19 protein-coding genes are annotated in these 23,731 nt (G+C 63.8%); 7 read left to right on the top strand and 12 right to left on the bottom strand.

Annotated features, from left to right (window positions below):
* Positions 1-126: 126 nt before the first annotated feature.
* The gene (locus KIO76_RS11770) at positions 127-426 is read right to left on the bottom strand and encodes a hypothetical protein (protein ID WP_213323453.1); all 300 of its coding nucleotides are present in this window, start codon (positions 424-426) and stop codon (positions 127-129) included.
* A 639-nt stretch (positions 427-1,065) separates the two neighbouring features.
* Here KIO76_RS11770 and KIO76_RS11765 point away from each other — a divergent pair.
* From KIO76_RS11765 to KIO76_RS11740, 6 genes are all read left to right on the top strand, one after another.
* Positions 1,066-3,489: an ATP-dependent helicase gene (locus tag KIO76_RS11765; protein ID WP_213323452.1), complete on the top strand. Its 2,424-nt coding sequence runs from the start codon at positions 1,066-1,068 to the stop codon at positions 3,487-3,489.
* A gap of 357 nt (positions 3,490-3,846) precedes the next feature.
* Positions 3,847-4,035 carry a hypothetical protein gene (locus KIO76_RS11760; protein ID WP_213323451.1) on the top strand — a complete coding sequence of 63 codons (189 nt, stop codon included), beginning with the start codon at positions 3,847-3,849 and terminating at the stop codon, positions 4,033-4,035.
* A 145-nt stretch (positions 4,036-4,180) separates the two neighbouring features.
* On the top strand, positions 4,181-5,038 hold the full coding sequence (locus tag KIO76_RS11755; RefSeq protein WP_213323450.1) for an AraC family transcriptional regulator: 858 nt from the start codon (positions 4,181-4,183) through the stop codon (positions 5,036-5,038).
* 46 nt (positions 5,039-5,084) lie between these two features.
* Complete coding sequence (locus KIO76_RS11750) at positions 5,085-5,870, top strand: AzlC family ABC transporter permease (RefSeq protein ID WP_213323449.1); 786 nt, start codon at positions 5,085-5,087, stop codon at positions 5,868-5,870.
* Between the two features lie 291 nt (positions 5,871-6,161).
* Complete coding sequence (locus KIO76_RS11745) at positions 6,162-6,983, top strand: AzlC family ABC transporter permease (protein ID WP_213323448.1); 822 nt, start codon at positions 6,162-6,164, stop codon at positions 6,981-6,983.
* Between the two features lie 28 nt (positions 6,984-7,011).
* Positions 7,012-7,314, top strand: a complete 303-nt coding sequence (locus KIO76_RS11740; protein WP_213325226.1) for an AzlD family protein — start codon at positions 7,012-7,014, stop codon at positions 7,312-7,314.
* A gap of 66 nt (positions 7,315-7,380) precedes the next feature.
* On the opposite strand, the gene KIO76_RS11735 is transcribed toward KIO76_RS11740, so the two are convergent.
* Positions 7,381-9,207 carry an aminopeptidase P family protein gene (locus KIO76_RS11735; protein ID WP_213323447.1) on the bottom strand — a complete coding sequence of 609 codons (1,827 nt, stop codon included), beginning with the start codon at positions 9,205-9,207 and terminating at the stop codon, positions 7,381-7,383.
* Between the two features lie 279 nt (positions 9,208-9,486).
* Between KIO76_RS11735 and KIO76_RS11730 the strand changes: the two genes are divergently transcribed.
* Positions 9,487-9,681 (top strand): hypothetical protein, encoded by a 195-nt coding sequence (locus KIO76_RS11730; protein WP_213323446.1) that lies wholly within the window; start codon positions 9,487-9,489, stop codon positions 9,679-9,681.
* Positions 9,682-9,962: 281 nt separating this feature from the next.
* Here the strand turns inward: KIO76_RS11730 and KIO76_RS11725 are convergent, their stop codons facing one another.
* From KIO76_RS11725 to murB, 10 genes are all read right to left on the bottom strand, one after another.
* Positions 9,963-10,940 carry a 50S ribosomal protein L11 methyltransferase gene (locus KIO76_RS11725; protein WP_213323445.1) on the bottom strand — a complete coding sequence of 326 codons (978 nt, stop codon included), beginning with the start codon at positions 10,938-10,940 and terminating at the stop codon, positions 9,963-9,965.
* A 123-nt stretch (positions 10,941-11,063) separates the two neighbouring features.
* Positions 11,064-13,187 carry an NAD-dependent DNA ligase LigA gene (gene ligA / locus KIO76_RS11720; RefSeq protein WP_213323444.1) on the bottom strand — a complete coding sequence of 708 codons (2,124 nt, stop codon included), beginning with the start codon at positions 13,185-13,187 and terminating at the stop codon, positions 11,064-11,066.
* Between the two features lie 86 nt (positions 13,188-13,273).
* Complete coding sequence (gene recN / locus KIO76_RS11715; protein ID WP_213323443.1) at positions 13,274-14,947, bottom strand: DNA repair protein RecN; 1,674 nt, start codon at positions 14,945-14,947, stop codon at positions 13,274-13,276.
* A 102-nt stretch (positions 14,948-15,049) separates the two neighbouring features.
* A complete protein-coding gene (locus KIO76_RS11710) occupies positions 15,050-15,943 on the bottom strand; it encodes an outer membrane protein assembly factor BamD (RefSeq protein WP_213323442.1) in 894 nt (297 codons plus the stop codon).
* Positions 15,944-16,131: 188 nt separating this feature from the next.
* Positions 16,132-17,112 carry a UDP-3-O-acyl-N-acetylglucosamine deacetylase gene (lpxC, locus tag KIO76_RS11705; protein ID WP_213323441.1) on the bottom strand — a complete coding sequence of 327 codons (981 nt, stop codon included), beginning with the start codon at positions 17,110-17,112 and terminating at the stop codon, positions 16,132-16,134.
* Positions 17,113-17,483: 371 nt separating this feature from the next.
* Positions 17,484-19,187: a cell division protein FtsZ gene (ftsZ, locus tag KIO76_RS11700; protein ID WP_213323440.1), complete on the bottom strand. Its 1,704-nt coding sequence runs from the start codon at positions 19,185-19,187 to the stop codon at positions 17,484-17,486.
* A gap of 107 nt (positions 19,188-19,294) precedes the next feature.
* Positions 19,295-20,632, bottom strand: a complete 1,338-nt coding sequence (gene ftsA, locus KIO76_RS11695) for a cell division protein FtsA (RefSeq protein WP_213323439.1) — start codon at positions 20,630-20,632, stop codon at positions 19,295-19,297.
* Positions 20,629-21,516 (bottom strand): cell division protein FtsQ/DivIB, encoded by an 888-nt coding sequence (locus KIO76_RS11690; protein WP_291976768.1) that lies wholly within the window; start codon positions 21,514-21,516, stop codon positions 20,629-20,631. Before KIO76_RS11690 ends, ftsA begins: the two co-directional genes overlap by 4 nt.
* 53 nt (positions 21,517-21,569) lie before the next feature.
* Positions 21,570-22,493 carry a D-alanine--D-alanine ligase gene (locus KIO76_RS11685; RefSeq protein ID WP_213323437.1) on the bottom strand — a complete coding sequence of 308 codons (924 nt, stop codon included), beginning with the start codon at positions 22,491-22,493 and terminating at the stop codon, positions 21,570-21,572.
* A 26-nt stretch (positions 22,494-22,519) separates the two neighbouring features.
* On the bottom strand, positions 22,520-23,455 hold the full coding sequence (murB, locus tag KIO76_RS11680; RefSeq protein WP_213323436.1) for a UDP-N-acetylmuramate dehydrogenase: 936 nt from the start codon (positions 23,453-23,455) through the stop codon (positions 22,520-22,522).
* Positions 23,456-23,731 lie beyond the last annotated feature (276 nt).

Genomic DNA, 23,731 nt, shown 5'->3' with positions numbered 1-23,731 from the left:
CGAGGCGCAGCCGCGGCATGGTCAAGGGCCCTTTTAGCTGCGCTTGCGGACGGTGTCGAAACGAAAACAAGGTATCGGCTCCCGAAACAGCCTTTCGTTGTTCTCGCGGCTGAAGGGCAGAGCGGCCTATCTGCGGAAATTCTGAACCGGCGGCGGCGGTACATAGGGCGGAGGTGTCAGCTGCTGCCGCATCTGCTGGTTGCGAATCTGGTTCATCTGCTGCTGCTGGAGCTGTTGCTGACTGTTGTCCTGCAACTGACGCTCGATGGCGCGGTTCTGTCGCTGGTACTCGCGCTGGAATTGCGCATCGTTTTGGGCATAAGCAAACGAGAGCGTTGCCACCAGCGTCAGGAACGCCCCTGCAGTAAGTCTGAGAAGCCGCTGACCGGGTGTGACCGCCACCTCTTCAACCGATCTCTGCCACATCTTGCCCCGCCTCCATCTATCCTCTACCCCACACGGGGCGGACGTTATTACATATGGTGGCCGACGCCACCGCCACCAAGGGCATGTTGATTGGTTGAAGGCTGTGGGGAGCGCTTCCCGTCTGGCGTCAAGATCGGCCGCACAGGCGTCAGTGCATGCCCCGGTCGAGCGATCGTCTGAACTCCCGCTCGATCTGGCGGTGCCCGCTCTGTTGCTGCTTCTGCCGGTCGAGCGCGTTCTGCATATGCTTCATAATGATTTCATTCTGCCTCCGGAAATCGCGTTCGAACTCGCTCCGATCCGCATCTTCCGCCTGTGCAGCGTTGAAATGAACTGTGTGGCACCAGATTGCGACGGCTCCACAAAGGCCTATGAGCCTCGCCAGGTTGACGAGGCTCGAACATATATCCATGTATCGTGCTTTACGGCTGGATCTCGCGCGAAAATTGTCGTTCATGACTTGACTACACAGATCGAGTGTCTGAGCCCGCAGCGTGGCGACCTTCGTTTCTTGTTATTGTCGCGATGACTTCAGAGCTTGGCCGCTAGCGCGCTCGTTCTGGCGATCGAAGTTCCGCTGCCGGATACGAGCTCAATGGCGCTCTCGACGCCGTTCGCGTTTTGGTCCAAGGTCGCCATATGAATCAAGGCATCAATAGAACCCATCCTCAGCTTGACGGCAGGCCGGACGACACACGTCTCGCGCCGCGCGGCGGGAGCCTCAGCGAGCGCGCCCGGGCGCAGGCCGCACCCGCCGCCTATCTTGCTGGCCTCAACCAGGAGCAGCGCCTCGCGGTGGAGACCACGGAGGGGCCGGTGCTGGTGCTCGCCGGCGCCGGCACGGGCAAAACGAGGGTGCTGACCACGCGGATCGCCCATCTCATCGCGACGGGCCGGGCGCGGCCTTCCGACATCCTCGCCGTCACCTTCACCAACAAGGCGGCGCGGGAGATGAAGGCGCGTGTCGGCCTGCTGGTCGGCCCGGCCGCCGAGGGAATGCCCTGGCTCGGCACCTTCCACGCCATCTCCACCAAGATCCTGCGCCGCCATGCCGAACTCGTCGGCCTTCGCAGCGATTTCACCATTCTCGACGTGGATGACCAGATCCGCCTCCTGAAGCAGGTGATCCAAGCCGCCAATCTCGATGAGAAGCGCTGGCCGGCGCGCCAGCTTGCGAGTCTCATCGATGGCTGGAAGAACCGCGCGCTCGGCCCTGACCAGGTGCCACACGGCGAGGGCGCCGCCTTCGCGAATGGCCGCGGCACTGACCTCTACCGTCACTATCAGGAACGTCTGAAGATCCTGAACGCCGCGGATTTCGGGGATCTCCTGACCGAGACCATCCGGCTGTTCCGCGAGCATCCGGACGTCCTCGCCCAGTATCAGAAGCGCTTCCGCTACATGCTGGTGGACGAATATCAGGACACCAACGTCGCGCAATATCTCTGGCTCCGGCTGCTCGCCCAGGGGCGCGAGCCTGGCCAGCGCAACCTCGCGTGTGTCGGTGACGATGACCAGTCGATCTATGGCTGGCGTGGCGCGGAGGTCGACAACATCCTGCGCTTCGAGCACGATTTTCCGGGAGCCGTGGTGGTGCGACTGGAGCGGAACTACCGCTCGCACGCCCATATCCTTGCCGCGGCCTCGCATCTCATCGCCCACAATGAAGGGCGGCTTGGCAAGACGCTGCGCACCGACGACGAGCCAGGCGAGAAGGTGACGATCACCGGCGCCTGGGATTCGGAGGAGGAAGCGCGCCTTGTCGGCGAGGAAATCGAGGCCTTGCAGGCAAAGGGTCACAATCTCTCGGAGATCGCCATCCTCGTGCGCATTTCGGCACAGATGCGCGAGCTTGAAGATCGCTTGGTGCAACTCGGGCTACCCTACCGCGTGATCGGCGGTCCGCGCTTTTATGAGCGCATGGAGATCCGCGACGCGCTGGCCTATTTCCGCTGCGTCGCCCAGCCTGCTGACGATCTCGCCTTCGAACGCATCCTGAACACGCCGAAGCGCGGCCTCGGCGATGCGACCGTGCAGGTGCTCCATGCCCATGCCCGGGCAGCGCGGATCCCGCTGATGGAAGCGGCACGCTTCATCGTGGAGACAGAGGAGCTGAAGCCGAAGCCGCGCAGCTCCCTGCGCGAGCTGCTGGCAGCTTTCTCGCGCTGGAGTTCGCTGATCGACAGTACGCCGCAGACGGAACTCGCCGAGATGATCCTGGAGGAGTCCGGTTATACGGAGATGTGGCAGAAGGACCGGTCCGCGGAAGCGGCTGGACGGCTGGAGAACCTCAAGGAGCTCGTCCGCAGCCTTGAGGAATTTCCCGACCTCCGGAGCTTTCTGGAACACGTCTCGCTGGTCATGGATGCCGTCGAGAATGACACGGAAGACCGCGTCAGCCTGATGACCCTCCACGCGGCAAAAGGACTTGAGTTCGACACGGTGTTCCTGCCCGGCTGGGAAGAAGGGTTGTTTCCCAATCAGCGCGCCCTCGACGAGAGCGGGCGCGCAGGGCTGGAAGAGGAGCGCCGCCTTGCCCATGTCGGCATCACGCGTGCCCGGCGCCGCGCCAAGATCTATTTCGCCTCCAACCGCCGAATCCACGGCCTGTGGAACGCGACGATCCCCAGCCGCTTCATTGACGAGCTACCTGAAGCCAATGTGGAGGTCACCGAGGCCCCTGCCGCCTTCTCCTACGGCGGTTACGGCAAAAGCCGCTTCGATGACGTGGAATCGTTCTCATCGTCCTACGCCACGCCGGGCTGGCAGCGCGCCCAGAACAAGGGCGGACTTGGAGGTGGCGGCAGCCGCGGAGGCTTCGCGCAAGGGAGGGGCGGCTACGGGAGCTCGTCAGGTCCCGGGCGTGGCGGCCTGCTTATCGAGGGCGAGCTCGTCGCCAAGTCATCGGGACCGGCTTCCGAATTCGCGCCCTCGGACCGCGTATTCCACATCAAGTTCGGGCCCGGCTCCGTGGCGGCCGTCGATGGCAACAAGCTGACCGTCGATTTCGACAAGGCCGGTCGCAAGATGGTGCTGGACAGCTTCGTCCAGAGACAAGGCTGAGCCGCCACGCTTCATCATCGGCGATGACCTTCAACGGGCCGCTCCATCGCGGCCCGCAGGTACCCGGCATACGAAGCGAAGGAAAATATAGCGCGGTGGGAAACTTGATCTTTACAGATCGGCGGAAACTTAATCTAGGCTTTATGCTTGAAAATTCGCAAGCACATAAAATCCAACATTAAAACATATTTCCGGCGCATTACATTTTCGCGTGTTTCTACTCCAAGTCTTAAAATAAATCACGGAACAAAGTTCCGCCCCAGCTATTTTAATGGCGCCGGTGATGGGCGGAGTACACGGTAAAGATCCCCTCGACGTTTCGCCGGCACATCGGGTCACGCATAGGATCATAAGGAGATGATCATGCCGAACCAAGGTGGACATGAAGGCAAGCAGGGCCAGAAGGACATGCAGAAGAACATGCATCCTTCAAAGGGTCACACGCAGAGCAGCGGCACGCAGAGCGCGTCTGGCTCCTCTGGCCAGCACAACCCGCAGTCTGCGCCCGGCGCTGGCAAGGACCGCGATCAACAGACCCGGAAATAAGCTGATGCCGCCAGGTTGGCGGCGAAACGGCGCAACAGCGGTCGGTTCGGGCAGGGCCTGAGCCGGCCATAACTTTTTTTCAAGACAGAGAAATCTGCGGCGTTAAAATTCGCGCGTGGAAGGAAACGCAACGCAGCACGGGCCCATGTCAGCCACCAACGAAGCCATGGGCATCTTCGCCCTGAGTCAGGGGGAGCGCACACGCTTCTTTGCCTGTCCGAATTTCGCGGCGCTCGATTGCCTGACTGCGACGTTCCGCACCTATCGCTACGTACCCCACACGCATGACACTTTCGTTATAGGCTCCGTCATCGCCGGCTGCGAGACATGGACCGTCCGCGGCATGCGCGGCTATGCCGGACCGGGAGACTTCGTCTTCGTCAACCCCAACGAGGTCCATGACGGCGCCCCCCATGGGGACGGCTACTGCTACCGGATGAGCTATCCGTCCATCGAGCTGTTGCGCCAGATCGCCGCCGAGATCAGCGAGAAAGAGGTGACAGCGACGCCTTATTTTCCGGAACCGGTGGTCCACGATCCGGCTGGCGTCGCGCTCTTTGTGGCCGCCCATGTCGCAATGGATGCGCAGTCAGACGTCCAAGCCGGCGAGGAGTTGCTCTATCGCGCCTATGCCCATTGCCTGGCGCGACATGCGCAGATCAGGCCGCCGGCCACGAGGGGACGGGAGGCGGATCGGGTCGCGCAGATCGGGCGCCTGATCGCGGACCACTACGCTGATGATCTCTCGCTCAGCCATCTGGCGACTGCAGCGGGGTTGCCGCGCCATCGTCTGATCAGCGCTTTTCGCCAGGAGACCGGGATGACACCGCATGCCTTCCTTGTCGACCGGCGAGTCATCGCCGCCCAAGAGGCCCTGCGGCGCGGCGCTACGCCAGCCGAAGCGGCGGCAGCCACGGGCTTCTGCGACCAGGCCCATCTTACCCGGGCCTTCAAGGCCCGCATTGGCATCACCCCGGGCGCCTACCGGGCAGCGGTATCCTGAGCACGACATGTTCTGACGTTCTTCCCTCGCACCTTCGAGGTTGCCCATGCTGGACCGCGGACAGCACACGCCGTTACACCACCATGCCCGCAACCGTGAATGGCGCGCGGGGTTTGCCGCGATCATACCGGTGGCGATCGCCGCGGTGCCGATCGGGCTTCTGTTCGGCGCGCTTTGCAGCGCCAAGGGTTTGACCGTCGCCGAGGCAGGGCTGATGTCCGCGCTCGTCTTTGCGGGCGGCTCCCAGTTCGCCGCGATAGAACTCTGGGCTGCGCCGGTCCCTATAGCAGCCCTCGTTTTCTCAACCCTGCTGATCAATGCCCGGCATGTGCTCATGGGCGCCTCGCTCACACCCAAGACGCAGCTGTTCTCGCCCCTCCAGCGGTACCTCGGGTTCCATTTCCTCACAGACGAAACGTGGGCGCTCGCCGAGCGACGCGCCGTCGCCGCTCCCCTGACCCCGGCCTATTGGTTTGCCCTGGCAACGCTGCTTCCCACGGCCTGGGTCGGCTCGACGCTCGTCGGCGCGGCAGTCGGCTCACTGCTCGGCGATCCCAGAAGCATCGGCGCCGATTTCGCATTCACCGCGCTCTTCATCGGGTTGATCGCGGGGTTTTGGAGGGGGCGCACGACGGCGATCACCATCGCCGCAAGCGGAGGCGCAGCCGCCCTCACCTATCTCGCGCTCGGTCCACCCTGGCACGTGGCGGCGGGCGCGATGGCGGGCATTGCCGCAGCCTATGCGACCGCGCCCGAGACCGAGACCGAGACCGAGGATGTCAAGGAGACCACGCCGAATTCGATGACCTGCAACGCAGGCTCAAAGCAATAACAGAACCATATTCACATGATTATAAATAATAAAGCGCTTAGACTAAAGATCTCGGCTCTCACGCATATACGCAAATTGACGCCTTCTAAGCACAACCACCAATATTTTTTTAATCGTTCCGAACGGGCATTTCACTATCTTTCGCGCACCCCCCGGAGGGGCAATTTTTTCTCGCAACAGGATGGAAGTGAGGAGAAAATTGATGCGTTATTCAGATAAAAATAAAACGTGGACCGTGAATACCTGCAACATTTTGCGTCTAGCCAGCATACTCGACCCGGCGGAACGCCCATGACGGGGGCCCCGACCCGGCCTGCGGCCAACCGCCTCGCGCATCGAGCGGTCAGATGTGAATGGTGCGACGGCCTCAAAGCTGTGGCGCCCGTTGCCGCCGTTGTCATGCCCGTCGGCCTGCTCTTCGGCGCCCTTTCCAGCGCGAAAGGCTTGACGCTGCTGGAGGCGGGCCTGATGTCCATCCTGGTGTTCGCAGGCGGAGCCCAGATCGCGGCGATGGACCTATGGCTGGACCCGATGCCGGTCGCGGCAATCGCGCTCTCCACCTTCCTGATCAACGCGCGGCACGTCCTGATGGGTCTATCCCTCGCGCCGAAAACCCACGCCTTCAGCCCCCGTCAGCGGTTCATCGCCTTCTTCTTCCTGACGGACGAGGCCTGGGCGCTCTCGGAAAGGCGCGTTCTGAGCCACCCGCTAACACCGGCTTTCTGGTTCTCACTGGCTGTCGTCATCCCGATCGTCTGGAGTACAGGCACCTATATCGGCGCCCGCTTCGGCCACTGCCTGGGCGACCCCTGCGCGATCGGAGCGGACTTCACCTTCACGGCGCTCCTGATAAGCCTCATCGCCGGGTTCACGACAAGCCGCACGGCGCTCTCGGCCGTTCTTGCGAGCTGCGTCACGGCAACCTTGAGCTACGTGGCCTTGGGTGCCCCCTGGCACATCGTCATCGGAGCGATGGTGGGGCTGACGGTGGCCTATCTCACTGCGCCGAGAGATCTTGTCGCGGATCCCGCCGAGCGCAGCCTCATCGCCGACGCCTTGTCCAACCTCGATCCCGGCGCCCCGCTCGACTGCCCGTCAGGAAGCCGCCCATGAGTAGCCGCCCATGAGTATTGCCAGTTCCATGAGTATCGACAGCTCCGCCCTCATGGCGATTCTCGCGATGGCGGGGGTAACCTATCTCACGCGCATCGCCGGCATCGCGCTTGCGGGGCGGCTCACGCTCTCGGGACGAGCGAAAGCGGCTTTTGACGCCATTCCGCCGGCGGTGCTCGTCGCGGTGATCGCGCCCAGCGCGCTGGCGACCGGCTGGCCGGAGACCATTGCGGCGGCGATCGCCGCCCTGTCCGCGACGCGACTTCCCCTCCTCGCCACTGTCGCCATCGGGGTTCTCGCCGTCGTCGGCCTCCGGGCCATTGCCGGCTGAACGCCCGTCGTCCCACGCGCAAAACCTCCGCAGTTTTGCGCGTGATGCAGCCTCTGTTTGCCTCGCTCAGGACTGGAGCGGCCGCGTCGCCTCCTGCAGCCACTGCAGTGCCTCGCCATCCACGAGCGGCCCGATATGGGCGAGTACATCCGCGTGATAGGCATCAAGCCACGCGATCTCATCGTCCGTCATGAGCGACGGATCGATCAATGCGCGGTCGATCGGCGTGAAGCTGAGAGTTTCGAATCCCAGCATCGGCCGCTCGCCGCCGGGCACCTCACGGGGCTCCACAAGGATCAGATTCTCGATGCGTATGCCGTAGGCCCCCTCCTTGTAGTAACCGGGCTCATTGGACAGGATCATGCCGGGCTCCAGCGGCACGGTCCCCAGCTTCGACAGGCGCTGCGGCCCTTCGTGCACCGAGAGGTAGGAGCCGACGCCATGGCCCGTGCCATGGTCGAAATCCGTTCCCGCCTGCCAGAGGGAGAGGCGCGCCAGAGCGTCGAGCTGCGCGCCTGACGTGCCCTTCGGAAAGATCGCGGTTGCGACCGCGATATGTCCCTTGAGCACGCGCGTGAACCGATCGCGCATCTCATCCGTGACCGCACCGACGCTCACGGTACGGGTGATGTCAGTGGTGCCATCGCGGTACTGGCCGCCGGAATCGACCAGGAAGATCCCCGGCTCGATCTTTCGGTCAGACGCCCTCGTGACCCGATAATGCGGCATCGCCGCGTTCGGTCCGGCCCCTGCGATCGTGGGAAAAGAGATGTCCATCAAAGCGTTGGTCTGGCGGCGGAACTCCTCGAGCGCCTCGACCGCGGCGATCTCTGTGAGAGCGCCGCCGGGCGCCTCCCGGGCAAACCAGGCGAGGAACCGCGCCATGGCCACGCCGTCGCGGCGGTGGGCGCTGCGGCTGCCTTGCTGCTCCACGGCATTCTTAACAGCTTTCAATCGCGTGATGGGATCCGCGCCGACATCCACCCTGCCGCCACCCTGCTCGATCGCCTGTTTCAGCGCCATCGCACCTGTCGCAGCGTCGAGGCGTACTGGCGCTCCCTTGGCCGCGACCGCCGCGAGAGCTTCGTTAAAGGCCGCCGGCGAGACGATATCGGCGACACCAGCGAGATGGGCGCGAACCTCTTGATCGACACGCCCAGGCTCGATGAACAAAGTCGCGCGTCCCTGCGCCGGCAGGAGCGCGTAGGCCAAAACGAGGGGCGTGTGACTGACGTCGCCGCCACGGATGTTGAAGAGCCAGGCAAGGTTATGCGGATCACTGATGACAAGGGCGCCGACACGCGCCTTGGAGAGCGCCTCCTGCACGGCGGCTACTTTCGCATCCGCAGCCTCGCCCGCGAACTCCGACGGATGAACGACGACCGGTGACGCGGGTGCAGCCGGACGATCGCTCCACACCAAGTCTAACGGATTCGGGGACAGCGCCACCAGTTCCCCGCCAGCTGCATCCACGGCGGCAGCCAGACGCTCGGCCTGCGGCACCGTGTGCAGCCAGGGATCGTAGCCCAGCCGGCCCCCGGCCGGCAGATTGGCCTCGATCCAGCTTTCGACGCTTGTTTCCGCTAGCGCAACCGGTGTGAAGACGTCTAAGTCGACTTCATCTCGCACCTGCAGCGTATAGCGGCCATCCACAAGCACCGCAGCCGCATTCACCAGCACCACGGCATATCCCGCCGAGCCTGAGAAACTGGTCAGCCATGCAAGACGGTCATCGCTCGGGGGCACATATTCCCCCTGATGCTGGTCAGCCCGTGGCACCACAAAGCCGTCGACACCACGTCTGACGAGTTCCTCGCGCAGGGCTGCGAGACGGGGAGCACCGGTTGACGCCGAGGTGGGCTTGTCGAAGCTCTGGAAAACAGAAGATGCCATTGAGATCCCACCGTATTCATCCGCGAACGTGTCGATCAAGACTAATGACGGGTTAACGCCGCCGCAACGCGACAGGCCAGTTTTTGCCCGTTTTGACACGGAAACATGCACCCTGGGCGCATTTCGCGTGCATCGAGAGGCAAGATCCGCACGAGACCTGCATTTATTGCATATCTAAGTTAGGTCATATGCGCTGACCCATCTTCTTCGCAGATGCAGCATTCCCTATATTGCGATGCATGAAGGGACGGCGATGTCCGTCCAGATCCGGAGGCGGCAATGGCAGAAGTAGCAATGTCCGGCTATGCCGTAGCGGCGAAGAAGCCGCGGAAGGCTGTCGGTTTTATTGAGCGGCTTTGGGCGAAGATCGAGGCGGCGCAGATGGCGAAGGCCCAGCGCTATTTCGAACAGCACTATCCCTCATTGGCACGCGAGTTGGTCGCGATGCACAAGGCGGAAAAATCCGCGAACTGATGTTTGGTGAGGCTAAGGCCTCGATCCGTTGTCGACGCTTCCACGATGACGGTATTCCGCAGGGGAAGCACAGCAAGGAACATTGAGATGATCCTGGTGACCCTCTTCAACAGCGTGGCACGCTTCATCGCCGCAGTGCACGACGTCGTTCATGAAGCGATGGAACTGCGCGCCGAGATGGCAAAGCGCTATCCGAATATCTAAAGACTATCAGCCAACGGTCCCTGCCAAAGCCTCGAAGCTTTCGAGGCAGCGGAACGGTTGTTCGCGAGCCCGCCCGGTCAAAGCCAGGGGCGGGCTTTTGCTGTCGGGCGCCTCGGCTTGCGAGCGGCTGCACCGCCCTTGCGCAGACGCAGGGTTGCCCAGCCGTCGCGCTGGCTTTGCTGCATGAGGCGCAGTCCCTGGGCTGCATAGGCCGAAAGCACACCGGGGACATCGCCCGGCAACAATCCGGAAAGCACGAGCAAGCCGTTGGGCGCCAGCACCGCCGCGATGGAGGGCGCCAAGCGCCTGAGCGGCCGTGCCAAGATATTGGCGAAGACAAGGTCGAACCGCCCCGGCCGCCCCGCGAGGGCGTGGCGCACGCCAGGCGCGACATAGAGACGGAGATGGCCGGCCGCCGCGTTGAGCTGCGCATTGCGCCGCGCTACCTCGACCGCGATGGGATCAATGTCGCCGGCGATAACCCGCGTCTTGAGAGCCTTGGCGGCAGCGATTCCCAGGATGCCCGTGCCGGTGCCGACATCGAGAACATGACGCGGCCGCCGTTGCTTCAGCACGTCCTTGAGTGCCATGAGGCAACCGAGGGTCGTTCCGTGGTGGCCTGTACCGAAGGCCAGCGCTGCTTCGATTTCAAGCGCAATGTCGTTGGTCTTCACCACGTCACGGTCATGGCCGCCGTGGACGAGAAAACGCCCTGCCCGCACCGGCTTGAGGCCATCGAGGCTCGCCTTCACCCAATCCTTGGCGGCAACCGCATCAAACACAGCCGTATCGGCCCTTTCCCCGACGATGAGGCGCAGAAGATCGCGGATAGCCGTCTCATCGGGCTCGCGCGAGAAATAGGCTTCCAGCAGCCAGGGCTGCGCCGCGGCGTTCCCCTCCTTGGGATCTGCGGGCTCAATTTCGAAGGCAGCGACGGCGGTCTCCGCAGGATCGAAGACCTCCCCGAGCAAATCCGTCAGCCGCCGGGCCGACGCCTCATCGGTCTCGATGCGCAGCACATGGGTGGGAGTGTGGGGAGGAAGACCTTCGAGCATGGGTACCAATCACAAAGAACATCGACCGCGCGCGGCGTTGCAATGCAATGATCACAGCGGAGCGGCATTGTCACGTCTCGACATCAAGTTTCGCGGACGTACGGAGCGGTGGCGAACCGGGGCTCACAACCGCCCGACACGCCGGAGCCAGGTCTCCTCGTCGATCACCTCGATGTCGAACTCCTTGGCTTTGGTGAGCTTGGAGCCCGCACCGGGCCCCGCCACCACGAGGTCCGTCTTTTTGGAGACGGAGCCGGCTACCTTGGCGCCAAGCCCCTCCGCCATGGCCTTTGCTTCGTCGCGCGACATGCGCTCCAGCGAACCGGTGAACACCACCGTCTTGCCTGCGACCGGACTGTCGCTCTGCACGGCTTCCAGCGGCTCCGGCGTGACCTCCGCCAGGATGGCATCGAGCGTCAGCTGGTTGTGCTCCTCGGCGAAGAACTGCACGATCGCTTCGGCAACGATGATGCCGATACCGTCGATGGCGGTGAGTTCGGCCCACGCATCGCTCGTCTGGTCGGCGGCGCGGGTCGCAGTCTCGCGGAGCGCATCGAAAGAGCCGAAATGCCGGGCGAGCAGGCGAGCGGTCGTCTCTCCCACGTGGCGGATGCCGAGCGCGAAGATGAAGCGATTGACCGGCACATGCCGCCTCGCCTCGATTGAGGCGAAGAGGTTGCGCACGCTCGTCTCCCCGAAGCCCTCGCGATCCCTGAGCTTCTGCAAATTCGCCTTGTCGCGGGTCTCCAGCGCGAAGATATCCTGCGGCGCACGAATCATGCCCTCGCGATAGAAGAGCTCGATCTGCTTATCGCCGAGCCCATCGATGTCGAAGGCATCGCGCGAGACGAAATGCTTGAGGCGCTCCATCGCCTGCGCGGCACAGGTCAGGCCGCCTGTGCAGCGCCGCACCACGTCCTCGCGTCCCGTGCGCGGATTGATTTCACGTTCCGCATGGCTGCCGCAGACTGGGCATGTCTTCGGGAAGACGTAAGGCACGGCGCCGGCCGGCCGCTTGTCGGCCACCACCGATACCACCTGGGGAATGACATCGCCGGCGCGCTGCACGACGACGGTGTCCCCAACCCGAACGTCCTTGCGGGCGATCTCATCCTCATTGTGCAGGGTTGCATTCGAGACTACCACGCCGCCAACCGTGATAGGCTTGAGCTTCGCGACCGGCGTGAGCGCGCCTGTGCGTCCCACCTGGATCTCAATCGCAAGGAGTTTCGTCATCGCCTGCTCGGCCGGGAATTTGTGTGCCAGCGCCCACCGCGGTGCCCGCGACACGAAGCCAAGGCGCTGCTGCAGCGCCAGACTGTCCACCTTGTAGACGACCCCGTCGATGTCATAGCCGAGATTGGCGCGCTCGGCCTCGATGGCGTGATAGTGGGCGATCAGATCCTCGACCGTCTCGCAGCGCTTCATCCAGGGGTTGATGCGGAAGCCCCAGCGACCGAAAGCCTCGATCACGCCCATCTGGGTGTCCGCCGGCAGGGCAGTCCGATCACCCCAGGCATAGGCGAAGAAGGCGAGCGGACGGGATTTGGTAATTGAGGCATCCAGCTGGCGCAGCGAGCCGGCCGCGGCGTTGCGCGGGTTGGCGAAGACGGGTTTGCCCGCCAATGTCTGGCGCTCGTTCAACGCCGTGAAATCCGCGTGGCGCATGTAGACTTCACCGCGCACTTCGATGACGTCAGGCACATCGGCAGCATCAAGGCGCTGCGGGATGTCGTCGACCGTCCGCGCGTTGGCCGTCACATCCTCCCCCACCTCGCCGTCACCGCGCGTCGCTGCGCTGACGAGATGTCCCGATTGGTAGCGGAGGCTGAGGGAGAGCCCGTCGATCTTGGGTTCGGCCGTGAGGGCGATCTCCGCATCGGCCTTCAGGTCGAGGAACCGGCGAATGCGGCCCACGAATTCGCGCACGTCATCGTCGGCAAAGCCATTGGCGAGCGAGAGCATCGGCACGCGGTGGCGGATCTTGGCGAATTTCTCCGAAGGGGCGGCGCCAACCTTGTCCGAAAGGCTGTCACCCGTCTTCAGCGCCGGGAAACGTGCCTCGATCTCGTCATAGCGCCGCCGTAACGCATCGTACTCCGCATCCGATATCGTTGGGGCATCCTGCTGGTGATAGCGGATATCGTGGGCGGCGATCTCCCCCTGGAGATCCGCATGCTCGCGCTTCGCCTCCCGCGGCGTGAGCACGGCAACAGCGACAGTACGGAGGGGGTTATCCTGTGACATGGCCTGACTCTTCCTGTCGCCCCGAATCGCGCGCCGCGCAAGCTCGGCGATGACGGAGAGAATCCTGAAGCCGCCTTATAAAGCCTTCACCCCGCCGCTTCCAGAAGGCGGGCAGCGGCGGCGCGGGCCTCCTCGGTGATCGTGGCCCCGGCGAGCATGCGAGCGATCTCCTCGCGCCGCGTATCAGCCTCGAGCGGCAGCACCCGCGTGGCCACGCGCTTGTCCTTGGCTGACACAGCCTCCTTGGCGATGAGGAAGTGGCTGTCGGCGCGCGCGGCCACCTGCGGCGCGTGGGTGACAGCGATGACCTGAACCTGATCCGCCATCCGTCCGAGCCGCGCACCAATGGCATCAGCCACCGCCCCGCCGACGCCGGTGTCAATCTCGTCAAAAACCAGTGTCGGAGCGGAGCCGCGATCCGCGAGCACGACCTTCAGCGCGAGCATGAAGCGGGAGAGCTCGCCGCCCGAGGCAACCTTCATCAGCGGTCCCGGCCGGGTTCCCGGATTTGTCTCCACCCAGAACTCGACCCGGTCGAAGCCCTCAGCGAGGCGCGCCGTCTCGTCCACGTCGACCCGCGTGATGAAACGCGCCCGCTCCAGCTTAAGCGGCGGTAGCTCGGCATTGACAGCCGCATCGAGCTTCGCTGCCACTTTGCGGCGTGCCTTGCTGAGGGCCTCTGCCCTCCTGACGTAAAGCGCTTCCGCGGCAACGACGGCCTGCTCCAGCGTCGCAAGCTCGGCCTCGCCGGCATCGATGCTGGCGACATCAGACGTGTAGCGCTCGCACAATGCGGCAAGGTCGTCGGCCGGCACGTCATATTTGCGGGCAGCCGCGCGCAGGGCAAACAGCCGCTCCTCGACCATCTCAAGGTCCCGCGGATCGAATTCAGCATCACGCAAGGCCGTCTCGATAACCGCGCGCGCATCGTCAAGGGCGACGAGAGCCGCATCGAGCGCTTTCACGCTGGGCTCAACTAGCTGCGGCGCCTGCGTAGCCCGCCGCTCGAGACGCCGTACCGCCGCCGACAGCACCGGAACCGGAGAAGCGGGACCGCTGACAGCATCGAATGCTTCAGCGATATCCTTTGCCACTTTCTCGGCCTGCATCATCGTCTGGCGGCGCTCGGCGAGCCGTTCTTCCTCACCGGCCTCCGGTGCCAGCCGCGAAAGCTCCTCCACCGCGTGACGCAGGAAATCGACTTCCTTGCGGGCCGCTTCCATCCTGTCGGTATGGCGCTTCAAGTTGCCCCGGGTGTCCGCCAGCCTGGCATGCGCCTCGCGCAGAGCCGCCGCATCAGCATTGAGACCGCCGAAAGCGTCGAGAAGGGAGCGGTGCTGCGCGGGGTCAACGAGGGCGCGGTCGTCATGCTGGCCGTGGATCTCGACGAGCTCGCCGCCGATGGCCTTCAACACCTGGACGCTGACGGGCTGGTCATTGACAAAGGCGCGCGTCCGGCCGTCGGCATATTGAACCCGGCGCAAGATGAGATCGCCGTCCGATTCGATATCGTAGCTGGCCAACGACCGGCGCACCGGATGATCGCTCGCGAGATCAAAGACAGCCGTGACCTGACCCTGTGGTTGACCATGCCGGGCCAGCGAGCCATCGCCGCGGCCACCGAGCGCCAGGGCGAAAGCATCGAGCAGGATCGACTTTCCGGCACCGGTTTCGCCCGTCAAAACACTGAGACCGCCGTCGAACGTGAGATCGAGGCGGTCTATGAGGACGATGTCGCGAATCGTGAGCTGGGTCAGCATCAGCCAGTCTCAACGCAACAGGAGCGATCAATGCAACCGAAATAACGCACGTATGTGAGGCTGACGGCCCGCTTCGCAAGGGCCGCCAGTCCGAGAGGCGAGTTAGCCCGTCCGGCCACCGCTGAAGAGCTTGCTGATCCAGGAGCCGGTGTCTTCACGCGGCTGGATCCCGTCCTTGGCGAGAAGCGCATAGGCATCTTTATACCACTGGCTGTCCGGGAAGTTGTGGCCGAGCACGGCGGCCGCCGTCTGCGCTTCGGCGACGATCCCGAGTGCCATATAGGCCTCCACGAGACGCTCCAGCGCCTCTTCGACATGGCGGGTCGTCTGATATTTGCTGACCACGATGCGGAAGCGGTTGATGGCAGCGGTGTAGTTACGTTGCTTCAGGTAGTAGCGCCCGACTTCCATCTCCTTGCCGGCGAGCTGGTCGCGCAGCACTTGGATCTTGAACTTGGCGTCAGCGACATATTCCGACTTCGGATAGCGATCGACGAGCTCCTGCAGGGCAACGAGTGCCTTCTCCGCCCGTTCCTGATCACGCGATACGTCCGGGACTTCCTTGTAGTAGGACATGGCCAGGAGATATTGCGCATAAGCTGCATCCTGGCTCGCCGGGTGCAATGCAAGATAGCGCCGCGCCGAATTGGCGGCATCATCATAAGCCCCGCCCTCATAATTGGCGTAGGTGTTCATGATGAGCGCTTTTTGCGACCACTGCGAATAAGGATACTGCTTGTCGAGCGCATCGAACTTCTTCGCTGCGTCGCTGTAATTGCGCTTGTCGAGATGCGCCAGACCCTCGTTGTAGATCTGGTCCGCCGGAACTTCCGGAATAATCTCGGGCTTGTACTTTTCGGTCTTGTCGAACGGGTTGAGCGAAGACAGCGAATCGCAGCCCGCCAGCGGAAAGCTGGCAACGACGAGCACCGTTCCCCTCAGGAGAGCGGCGCGGCAGCCAGACCGCCCGATCTTCGACAGATATGAGAAATACATCCCTGGAAGGCCCTCCAAGTCGGTGCATCCAAAAGCACAATCAATCGCGCCCCTCGGCTGTTTACCCTAACGAAGGGCATACGCCAAGCGACGCGACGGATCACTGGGATAGTGACGCTGTGGAAACTTCAGGAGGAAAACGACCTTTCCAAGGCACACAGGCGACACGGATTCTTCGCCCACGCGGATCAGTTTACCTCAGGTGCAAAAGCCGCGGCGGCCATGCCTGCCGGCACTTCCGCATGGCCACCTTCGCGACGTACCTTGACCGCCTCGGCCTTGACGCGCTCCACCTTTGTCCCCTCAACCAGGGCATAGTTGGCACGATCGCTGAAAAGCTCCCGAAGGATGCCGAAATTCATGCGGTGTCCGCCGCAGTAGGAGCGATAGGCACCCAGAATAGGATAGCCCGCAAGCGCGAGATCACCCACCGCGTCAAGGAGCTTGTGGCGCACGAACTCGTCGGGAAACCGGAGCCCCTCGGCATTCACCACGGCATCATCGCCGATGGCGACGGTGTTCTCCAGCGACGATCCCAGCGCGAAGCCGGCTTTCCAATACCGCTCGACATCGCGCATGAAACCGAATGTGCGCGCGCTCGCGATCTCCCGCCGAAAAACGCCTTCGTCGAGATCCACGATCTTGCGCTGGCGACCGATCACGGGATGATCGAAATTGATCTCAACATCGAGCTGGAAGCCATCATCATAGGGGCGCAGTTCGGCGAACGCCCGCCCCTGATCGATTCGAACCGGGCGAAGCACCTTCACGAAGCGGCGCTGGGCCTTCTGGGAGACGGTGCCGACCTGGAGGATCGCCTCTACGAAGCGGGCCGCGCTGCCGTCGAGGATCGGAACTTCCGGACCGTCGATCTCGACGAGCACGTTATCAACACCCAATCCGTAGAGGGCGGACATCAAATGCTCGATCGTCGCTACCGCGCCGCCGGCCTCGTCGCCGACAACCGTGCAGAGCTCCGTGGCTGAAACATGCTGGTGATTCGCCTCGATCAGTCGGTCGGCCTTGCCCTGCAGACCCGTACGCAGGAACACGACGCCATGGCCGATGTCGGCGGGGTGAAGCACCAGACTGACCGGCTTGCCGGAATGAACGCCGATCCCATCAAGCGTCACTACAGCTGCGAGGGTCGTCTGCTTGCTTGATGGCATCATTTGTGTCCGGCTGCGCCCCCGCAGCGCGAGGGTTCGTTTCATGAGCAACTAATGACATATGGATCGCTGGCAAACTGATAGAAAATCACCCGTCGATCTTCAATGTCCGGCGCACCATACGCGTCACCCCAGTGCAGGCCAAATCACGCTTCCTTACGTTCTGTAACAACGCACTGGTGATAAGGCTCTCCAAATTCAATCTATTAATCAATGGTTTACAAATTACGAACAGACCGGCGCAATCCAGCCGCCAAATGATTTGCGCCGCGCCCCGTCAACAGCTTTGACAGGCCGCGGCGCAATGCATTTACGAATCGTTCCTTGCGCTGATCGCTGAGGCGATCAGCACGACTTGAGGAACGCAGCGATCAATTGGCTTGGCGCCGCAGGAAAGCGGGAATCTCCAGCTGATCATCTTCCATCGGGCGCGGCTGCGCAGGGGCGCGGCCGTGCTGATCGAGATTGCCCTGGGCCGGGCGGTATCCCTGAGGAGCCTGGGTCGGCGCCGGGCGCCGCCCGTATTCGGCGTGGGTCGCCGACGGCTGCGCCGGAGCCTGCTGCTGGTAGCCCGCCGGCGGCGCCTGGCGTTGCTGACGCGGCTCAGGCTGCGGCTCTTCCTTGCGGCCAAGGCCCACCGAGGCGAGACGCTGCAACAGCGTCATGCGCTTCGTGTCGGCGGCGGCCGCGCGGTTGTCCGGTTCACCACGCGTGGCGCGGATCTGGTTCTGGGCCGGCAGCGGCAGCTCATCGACGCGCGGCATGCGGGTCGGGCGAATCGTCGCCCGCTCGGCCTGCGGCGGAATGAAGTGCTGCGGATGCGGCGCGGCTTCCACCGGAGCCGGCGCGGCGGCCGGCTGGGCCACCATGGCTGGGCGCGGCTGGGCCGGCTCGATCGTTACATCGCGATGCACCACCGCGGCAGGGGCCTGCGGCGCGGGTTCCACAGCCACCGGGGGCACGAAGGCCGGCTCTGGCAGCGGGGCAGCCGCCTGGGGCGCCGCCGGAATCGCCGGGGTCACACGCTGGCGCGCTTCCGTGCGCAGGCGCTCCGCGACTTCGGCGATGCGCTGCTCGGTGATGGACGGATCCTGCGCGCCTTCGAGCAGCGCATGGTCGATGCCCGTGGCGACCACGGACACGCGAATCACGCCATCGAGGCTGCCGTCGAAGGTGGCACCGAGGATGATGTTGGCCTCGTGGTCCACTTCCTCGCGGATGCGGGTCGCGGCTTCATCAACCTCATAGAGCGTGAGGTCGTTGCCGCCGGTGATCGAGATGAGGAGGCCGCGGGCCCCGCGCATCGAGACATCGTCGAGAAGCGGGTTGGCGATCGCGGCCTCGGCGGCCGTGATGGCGCGGCGCTCGCCGGAAGCCTCGCCCGTGCCCATCATCGCTTTGCCCATGCCGCGCATGATGGCGCGCACGTCGGCGAAGTCGAGGTTGATGAGCCCTTCCTTGACCATCAGGTCGGTGATGCAGGCGACACCCGAGTAGAGCACCTGATCGGCCATCGCGAAGGCGTCGGCGAAAGTGGTGCGCTCGTTGGCGACCCGGAAGAGGTTCTGGTTCGGGATGACGATCAGGGTATCGACGGCCTGCTGCAGCTCGACGATGCCGGCTTCCGCCACTTTCATGCGGCGCATGCCTTCGAACTGGAAAGGCTTGGTGACGACGCCGACCGTCAGAATGCCCATGTCGCGGGCAGCCCGGGCGATGACGGGGGCCGCGCCGGTGCCGGTGCCGCCGCCCATGCCGGCGGTAATGAACACCATGTGCGCGCCGGACAACTGATCGCGGATCTCGTCGATCACCTCCTCGGCTGCTGCGCGGCCGATTTCCGGCTGTGAGCCGGCGCCGAGGCCCTGCGTGACTTCAAGGCCCATCTGGATGATGCGTTCGCAATGCGAGCTCGACAACGCCTGGGCGTCGGTGTTCGCAACACAGAACTCGACTCCCATCAATCCGGAATCGATCATGTTGTTGACCGCGTTGCCACCCGCGCCGCCGACGCCGAGCACCGTGATATGCGGCTTGAGTTCCCGGATGTCCGGGGCTTGCAGATTGATCGCCATGTCGTGGCCTCTTCTTGTACTGAACGGCGCTCGGCTGTGCGCCTCTCCGTGCCTGTCCCGGACCTCTTGGCGGCCGCCGCACCGCCTTCGGTCAAAACTGTTGGCGGTCAGAAACTATCTTTGATCCACCGCCCCATACGCGCCAAATACCCATCCGTGCCTGTGCCGAGGTACACCCCCCCGGTGTTCGGCTCGAAATGTTCCACATGGGCCACCTGCGGGTAGACCAGAAGGCCAATCCCCACGGAGAAGGCCGGCCCCTTCGCCGCTTCGGGCAACCCCTTCACTCCGAGCGGCCGGCCGATACGCACCTGGGCCGCTCCTTTGTCACTGCCGAGGATACGGCGCGCCATCTCCGGCATGCCGGTGAGCTGGCTCGCCCCGCCCGTGAGAACCACGCGACGGCCCGCCCCCGCCGCAAAGCCTGCACGCCGCAATCGATCACGCACCAGCTCAAGTATTTCCTCGACGCGTGGCTTGATGATTCGCACTAGACTAGACTTTGGCATATGATTAGCAACATCGCGCTCTTCTTCGTCTACCTGCGGGACAGAAATAATTTCCCGCTCATCCGAAGGTGAGGAGATGGCCGCGCCGTAGAGCGTCTTCAGACGCTCAGCGACGGCGACGCGCGTAGACAGTCCGCGCGCGATATCCATGGTCACGTGGTGGCCGCCGACAGCCAGGGCATCCACATGCACGAGATGCCCGCCGGCGAAGACGCCGACAGAGGTCGTGCCGCCGCCCATGTCGATCAGCGTCGCGCCGATCTCCGCCTCGTCGTCCACGAGAGCCGAAAGGCCAGCGGCGTAAGGCGTCGAGATGATGGCCTCGACATCAAGATGGCACCGCTCGACGGCAAGCATCAGATTGCGGGCCGCAGCGCTGTCCGCGGTCACGACATGCATGTCGACGCCGAGATTCTGGCCGATCATCCCGGCGGGATCGAGAATGCCGGTCTGGCCATCGAGGGAAAAGCCGGTCGGCAAAGCATGCAGCACGGCACGGCCGGGACGAACGCTGTAGGCGCTCGCGGCATCGAGCACCCGGTGAATGTCGCCGTTCGAAACGGAGCCGGATCGCACGCCGACATTCGCGGCGTAGCTCTGGGAGCCCGTCCGGCCGCCGGTCAAATTGACGAGAACGGAACGCACCTCGACCTTCGCCATCCGTTCGGCGGCGTCCACCGCCTGACGGATCGAACGTTCCGCGGCCTCGAGGTCGACAATGATGCCGCCCTTCAGGCCGAGTGAACGCTGGTGTCCGATGCCGAGAACGCGCGCGAGATGCGTGCGGCCCCGAAGTGCTTCACCTTCCGAGACCGGGTTGAGCTGCGCGATGAGGCAAACCACCTTGCTCGTACCCACGTCGAGCACGGACAGGATGGCGCTTTTGCGAGCCGACAGCGGCTTCAGCCGAGGTGTGAGACCGTTGCTGAAGCTCATATCTCCGGCCCCTTCTGCTTGTTTGGTTTCTTATTGAGCCGGTCGGCTCGGGTCTGTGCCGCCTCTTCGCTCAGGCGCACCACCAGCCGGTCGCCCATGCGCATGTCGACAGACAGAATGTCCTTGTCCAGGATGTGCTGGTCGCGCTCCATCGCCGCGAGGCGGGTGAGCGCCGCCCCTGCTCCCTCCTCGGGAAGACGGATATCGACCCCGTTATCGAGCTTCAGGTCCCAGCGCCGCCCGGCGACCAGAATGCCTGCCCGAATCCGCGACTTCAGCGTCCCGGCTTCCTCGCGCAGCTTCAGATAGTCCTTCGACTGCACATTGGCCTGATCACCGACGACGAGCGGGAGCTTCGCGAACCGCGCATCATTCAGCATGTCGATGACGGTGCCGTCCGTCGCGATGACGAACAGCTCACCGTTCTGCTGCCAAATGGCGTGCGGCTGGCGCTCGGTGATGCTGATCGACAACTCGTTGGGATAAAGCTTGCGGACCGAAGCTTCCTTGATGAGCGGCACGAGTTCGAGGCGGCGACGCACCTCGGCCGCATCGAGCAGCGCTAGCGAGATCTTCGGGGAAATGCCGGCCGCGCCGAGAACCTCCGTCGGGGAGAGTTCGACCAGGCCGGAGATATTGATCTGGTTGATGCCGAAGCCAAGGGCGCGCGCCACGGCATGCTGCGGCTCGCCGTAGGCTTGGCGGAAGTCTTCCATGTGGCCCCCGAGCACGATGCCATAAATGCTGACAGCGGCCAGGAAGCCGAGCGTCAACGCGCTGCCCGTTCCACGGGGCAGGCATTGTTCGAGCGAGGTCCCGGCAGCATCCCGCGCGCGCGACCTGCGACGTCTACCTCTCATCACACCAAAGATGGACGCGGACACGTTGCTACTCCCGGCCACACTTCCTGCTGCGACGCCTTTTTCCGCAGCGATCGCTAACGATCGCAGGAAGCGTCCTTCACCATCCATGAAACAAGCTCACCAAAGGAATAACCGGCATAGGCTGCTGCTTCCGGCACCAGGCTTGTCGCCGTCATTCCCGGTTGGGTATTCACTTCCAGGCACACCAGTTCTCCCCTCCCCTCGGGGCGGTCGTCATAGCGAAAGTCGGCACGACTGACGCCTCGACAGCCGAGAGCTTGATGCGCCGTTAACGCCAAATGTTGAACCTGTTGGTAAATATTCGGTTTAATTTGTGCCGGAAGGACGTGAATTGATCCACCCTTCGTATATTTCGCGTCGAAGTCATAGAACTCGCCGGTGGCAGGCCGGATATCGATGATATCCAAGGCCTTGTCGCCCATCACGGCGCAGGTCAGCTCCCGTCCGGCGACAAAGGTCTCGGCCAGGAGATAGTCGCTGTAGGGCCAATCATCTCTTAACAATTCCTGTGGGGGATGGGTGCGATCCTCCCGCACGATGATGACTCCGAAGGAGGAGCCCTCGTTAACCGGTTTCAGCACATAGGGCGGCGGCAGAACGTGTCTCTGCGCCGCCTCACGGCGGTGAACCACGATGCCTTGAGCGACGGGAACGCCGGCCGCCGCGAGGATGAGCTTGGCCTTGTCCTTCTGCATGGCAAGAGCCGACGCAAGCACGCCGGAATGGGTGTAGGGAAGGCGCAAGACCTCCAGAATGCCCTGGATCGTGCCGTCCTCGCCGACCTTGCCGTGCAGGGCATTGAAGGCCACGTCCGGCTTGAGCCTGGTCAGGACTGCCGCGATATCGCGATCGACATCGACCCGCGTGACACGGTAGCCCTCGCCTTCCAATGCATCGGCACAGGCATTGCCCGACGACAGCGAAACGTCCCGCTCGGCCGACCATCCGCCCATCAAAACCGCGACATGCTGCGTCATGATTGTCCTCCGCTGGCCGGCCAGGCTTAAACCGCCAGTCCGATGCGCCTGATTTCCCATTCGAGCTCGACGCCCGCCGTTTCACGCACACGCCGCCGCAGTTCCTCGCCCAGTCCCTCGATATCGGCCGCCGTCGCGCCGCCGAGATTGACGAGGAAGTTGCAATGCATCTCTGAAACCTGCGCCATGCCCTGCTTGAGGCCGCGTCCGCCAACCCGGTCGACGAGTTCCCAGGCCTTGGCGCCAGCAGGATTTTTGAAGGTCGATCCGCCAGTGCGTGTATTCACCGGCTGCGAGGAAGCCCTCGCCTCCGTGATCGCATTCATCCGCGCCAGAATCTCGGCGGGGTCGCCGGGACGGCCGGCGAATACTCCTTCGACGAAGATGAAGTCCTCTGGCGCATCGCAGTGCCGGTAGGAAAATCCCATCTCAGCAGCGGTCAATTCGTGGCGAGCCCCCGTCCGGTCGAGCGCACGCGCCTTGACCAGCGCATCCGACGTCTCGCCGCCATAGGCGCCGCCGTTCATGCGCAGAGCACCACCGATCGCGCCCGGAATACCGCGGAGGAAAGCGAGCCCGTCGATGCCAGCCTCAGCCGCGACCCGCGCCACCTTGACGTCAGGCGCAGCCGCGCCGGCACGCACATGGTGATCATCCTCCACCGCGATCTCGCCGAAGCCTTTGCCGAGGCGAATAACAATGCCCGGCACCCCGCCGTCACGGACGAGAAGATTGGATCCGAGACCGATGACGACGAGGGGCAATTCGCGCGGGGCCTGCGCCAGAAACAGCGACAGATCATCCTCGTCGACTGGCGTGAACAGAACCTGTGCAGGCCCGCCCGTGCGAAACCAGGACAAGGGCGCCATCGGCGCATTGGCCTCCAGCTTGCCCCGCAAGCCCTGGATAGCCCTCAGATCGCCGGTAATGTCAGGAAAAGGTGCACCGAGAGGGGATGTCATGGCGTGCCCCCTCTCATTCCAGCCTTCCACGACAAGGCAGGGCCCCATGACGGTTTCGTTCCCTCTCCCCGGCGGGGAGAGGAACAGGGTGAGGGCATCGGACCGAGATGTTGGAGCGCGATTCCCCTCCCCCGCTCGCTACGCGAGCGACCTGCCCCCGCCGGAGAGAGGTGGACGCTCGGGGCTACGGAGCAGGAGCGTTTCAGCAAGGTCGGGACCACCCCCACCCGGCTCCGAGCCGCGCTCGGATCCACCCTCCCCTTGAGGGGAGGGATC

Origin of the sequence: Chelatococcus sp. YT9 (assembly GCF_018398315.1) — a bacterium.
Taxonomy (GTDB): domain Bacteria; phylum Pseudomonadota; class Alphaproteobacteria; order Rhizobiales; family Beijerinckiaceae; genus Chelatococcus.
This window is presented reverse-complemented; position numbering and strand designations above follow the sequence as displayed.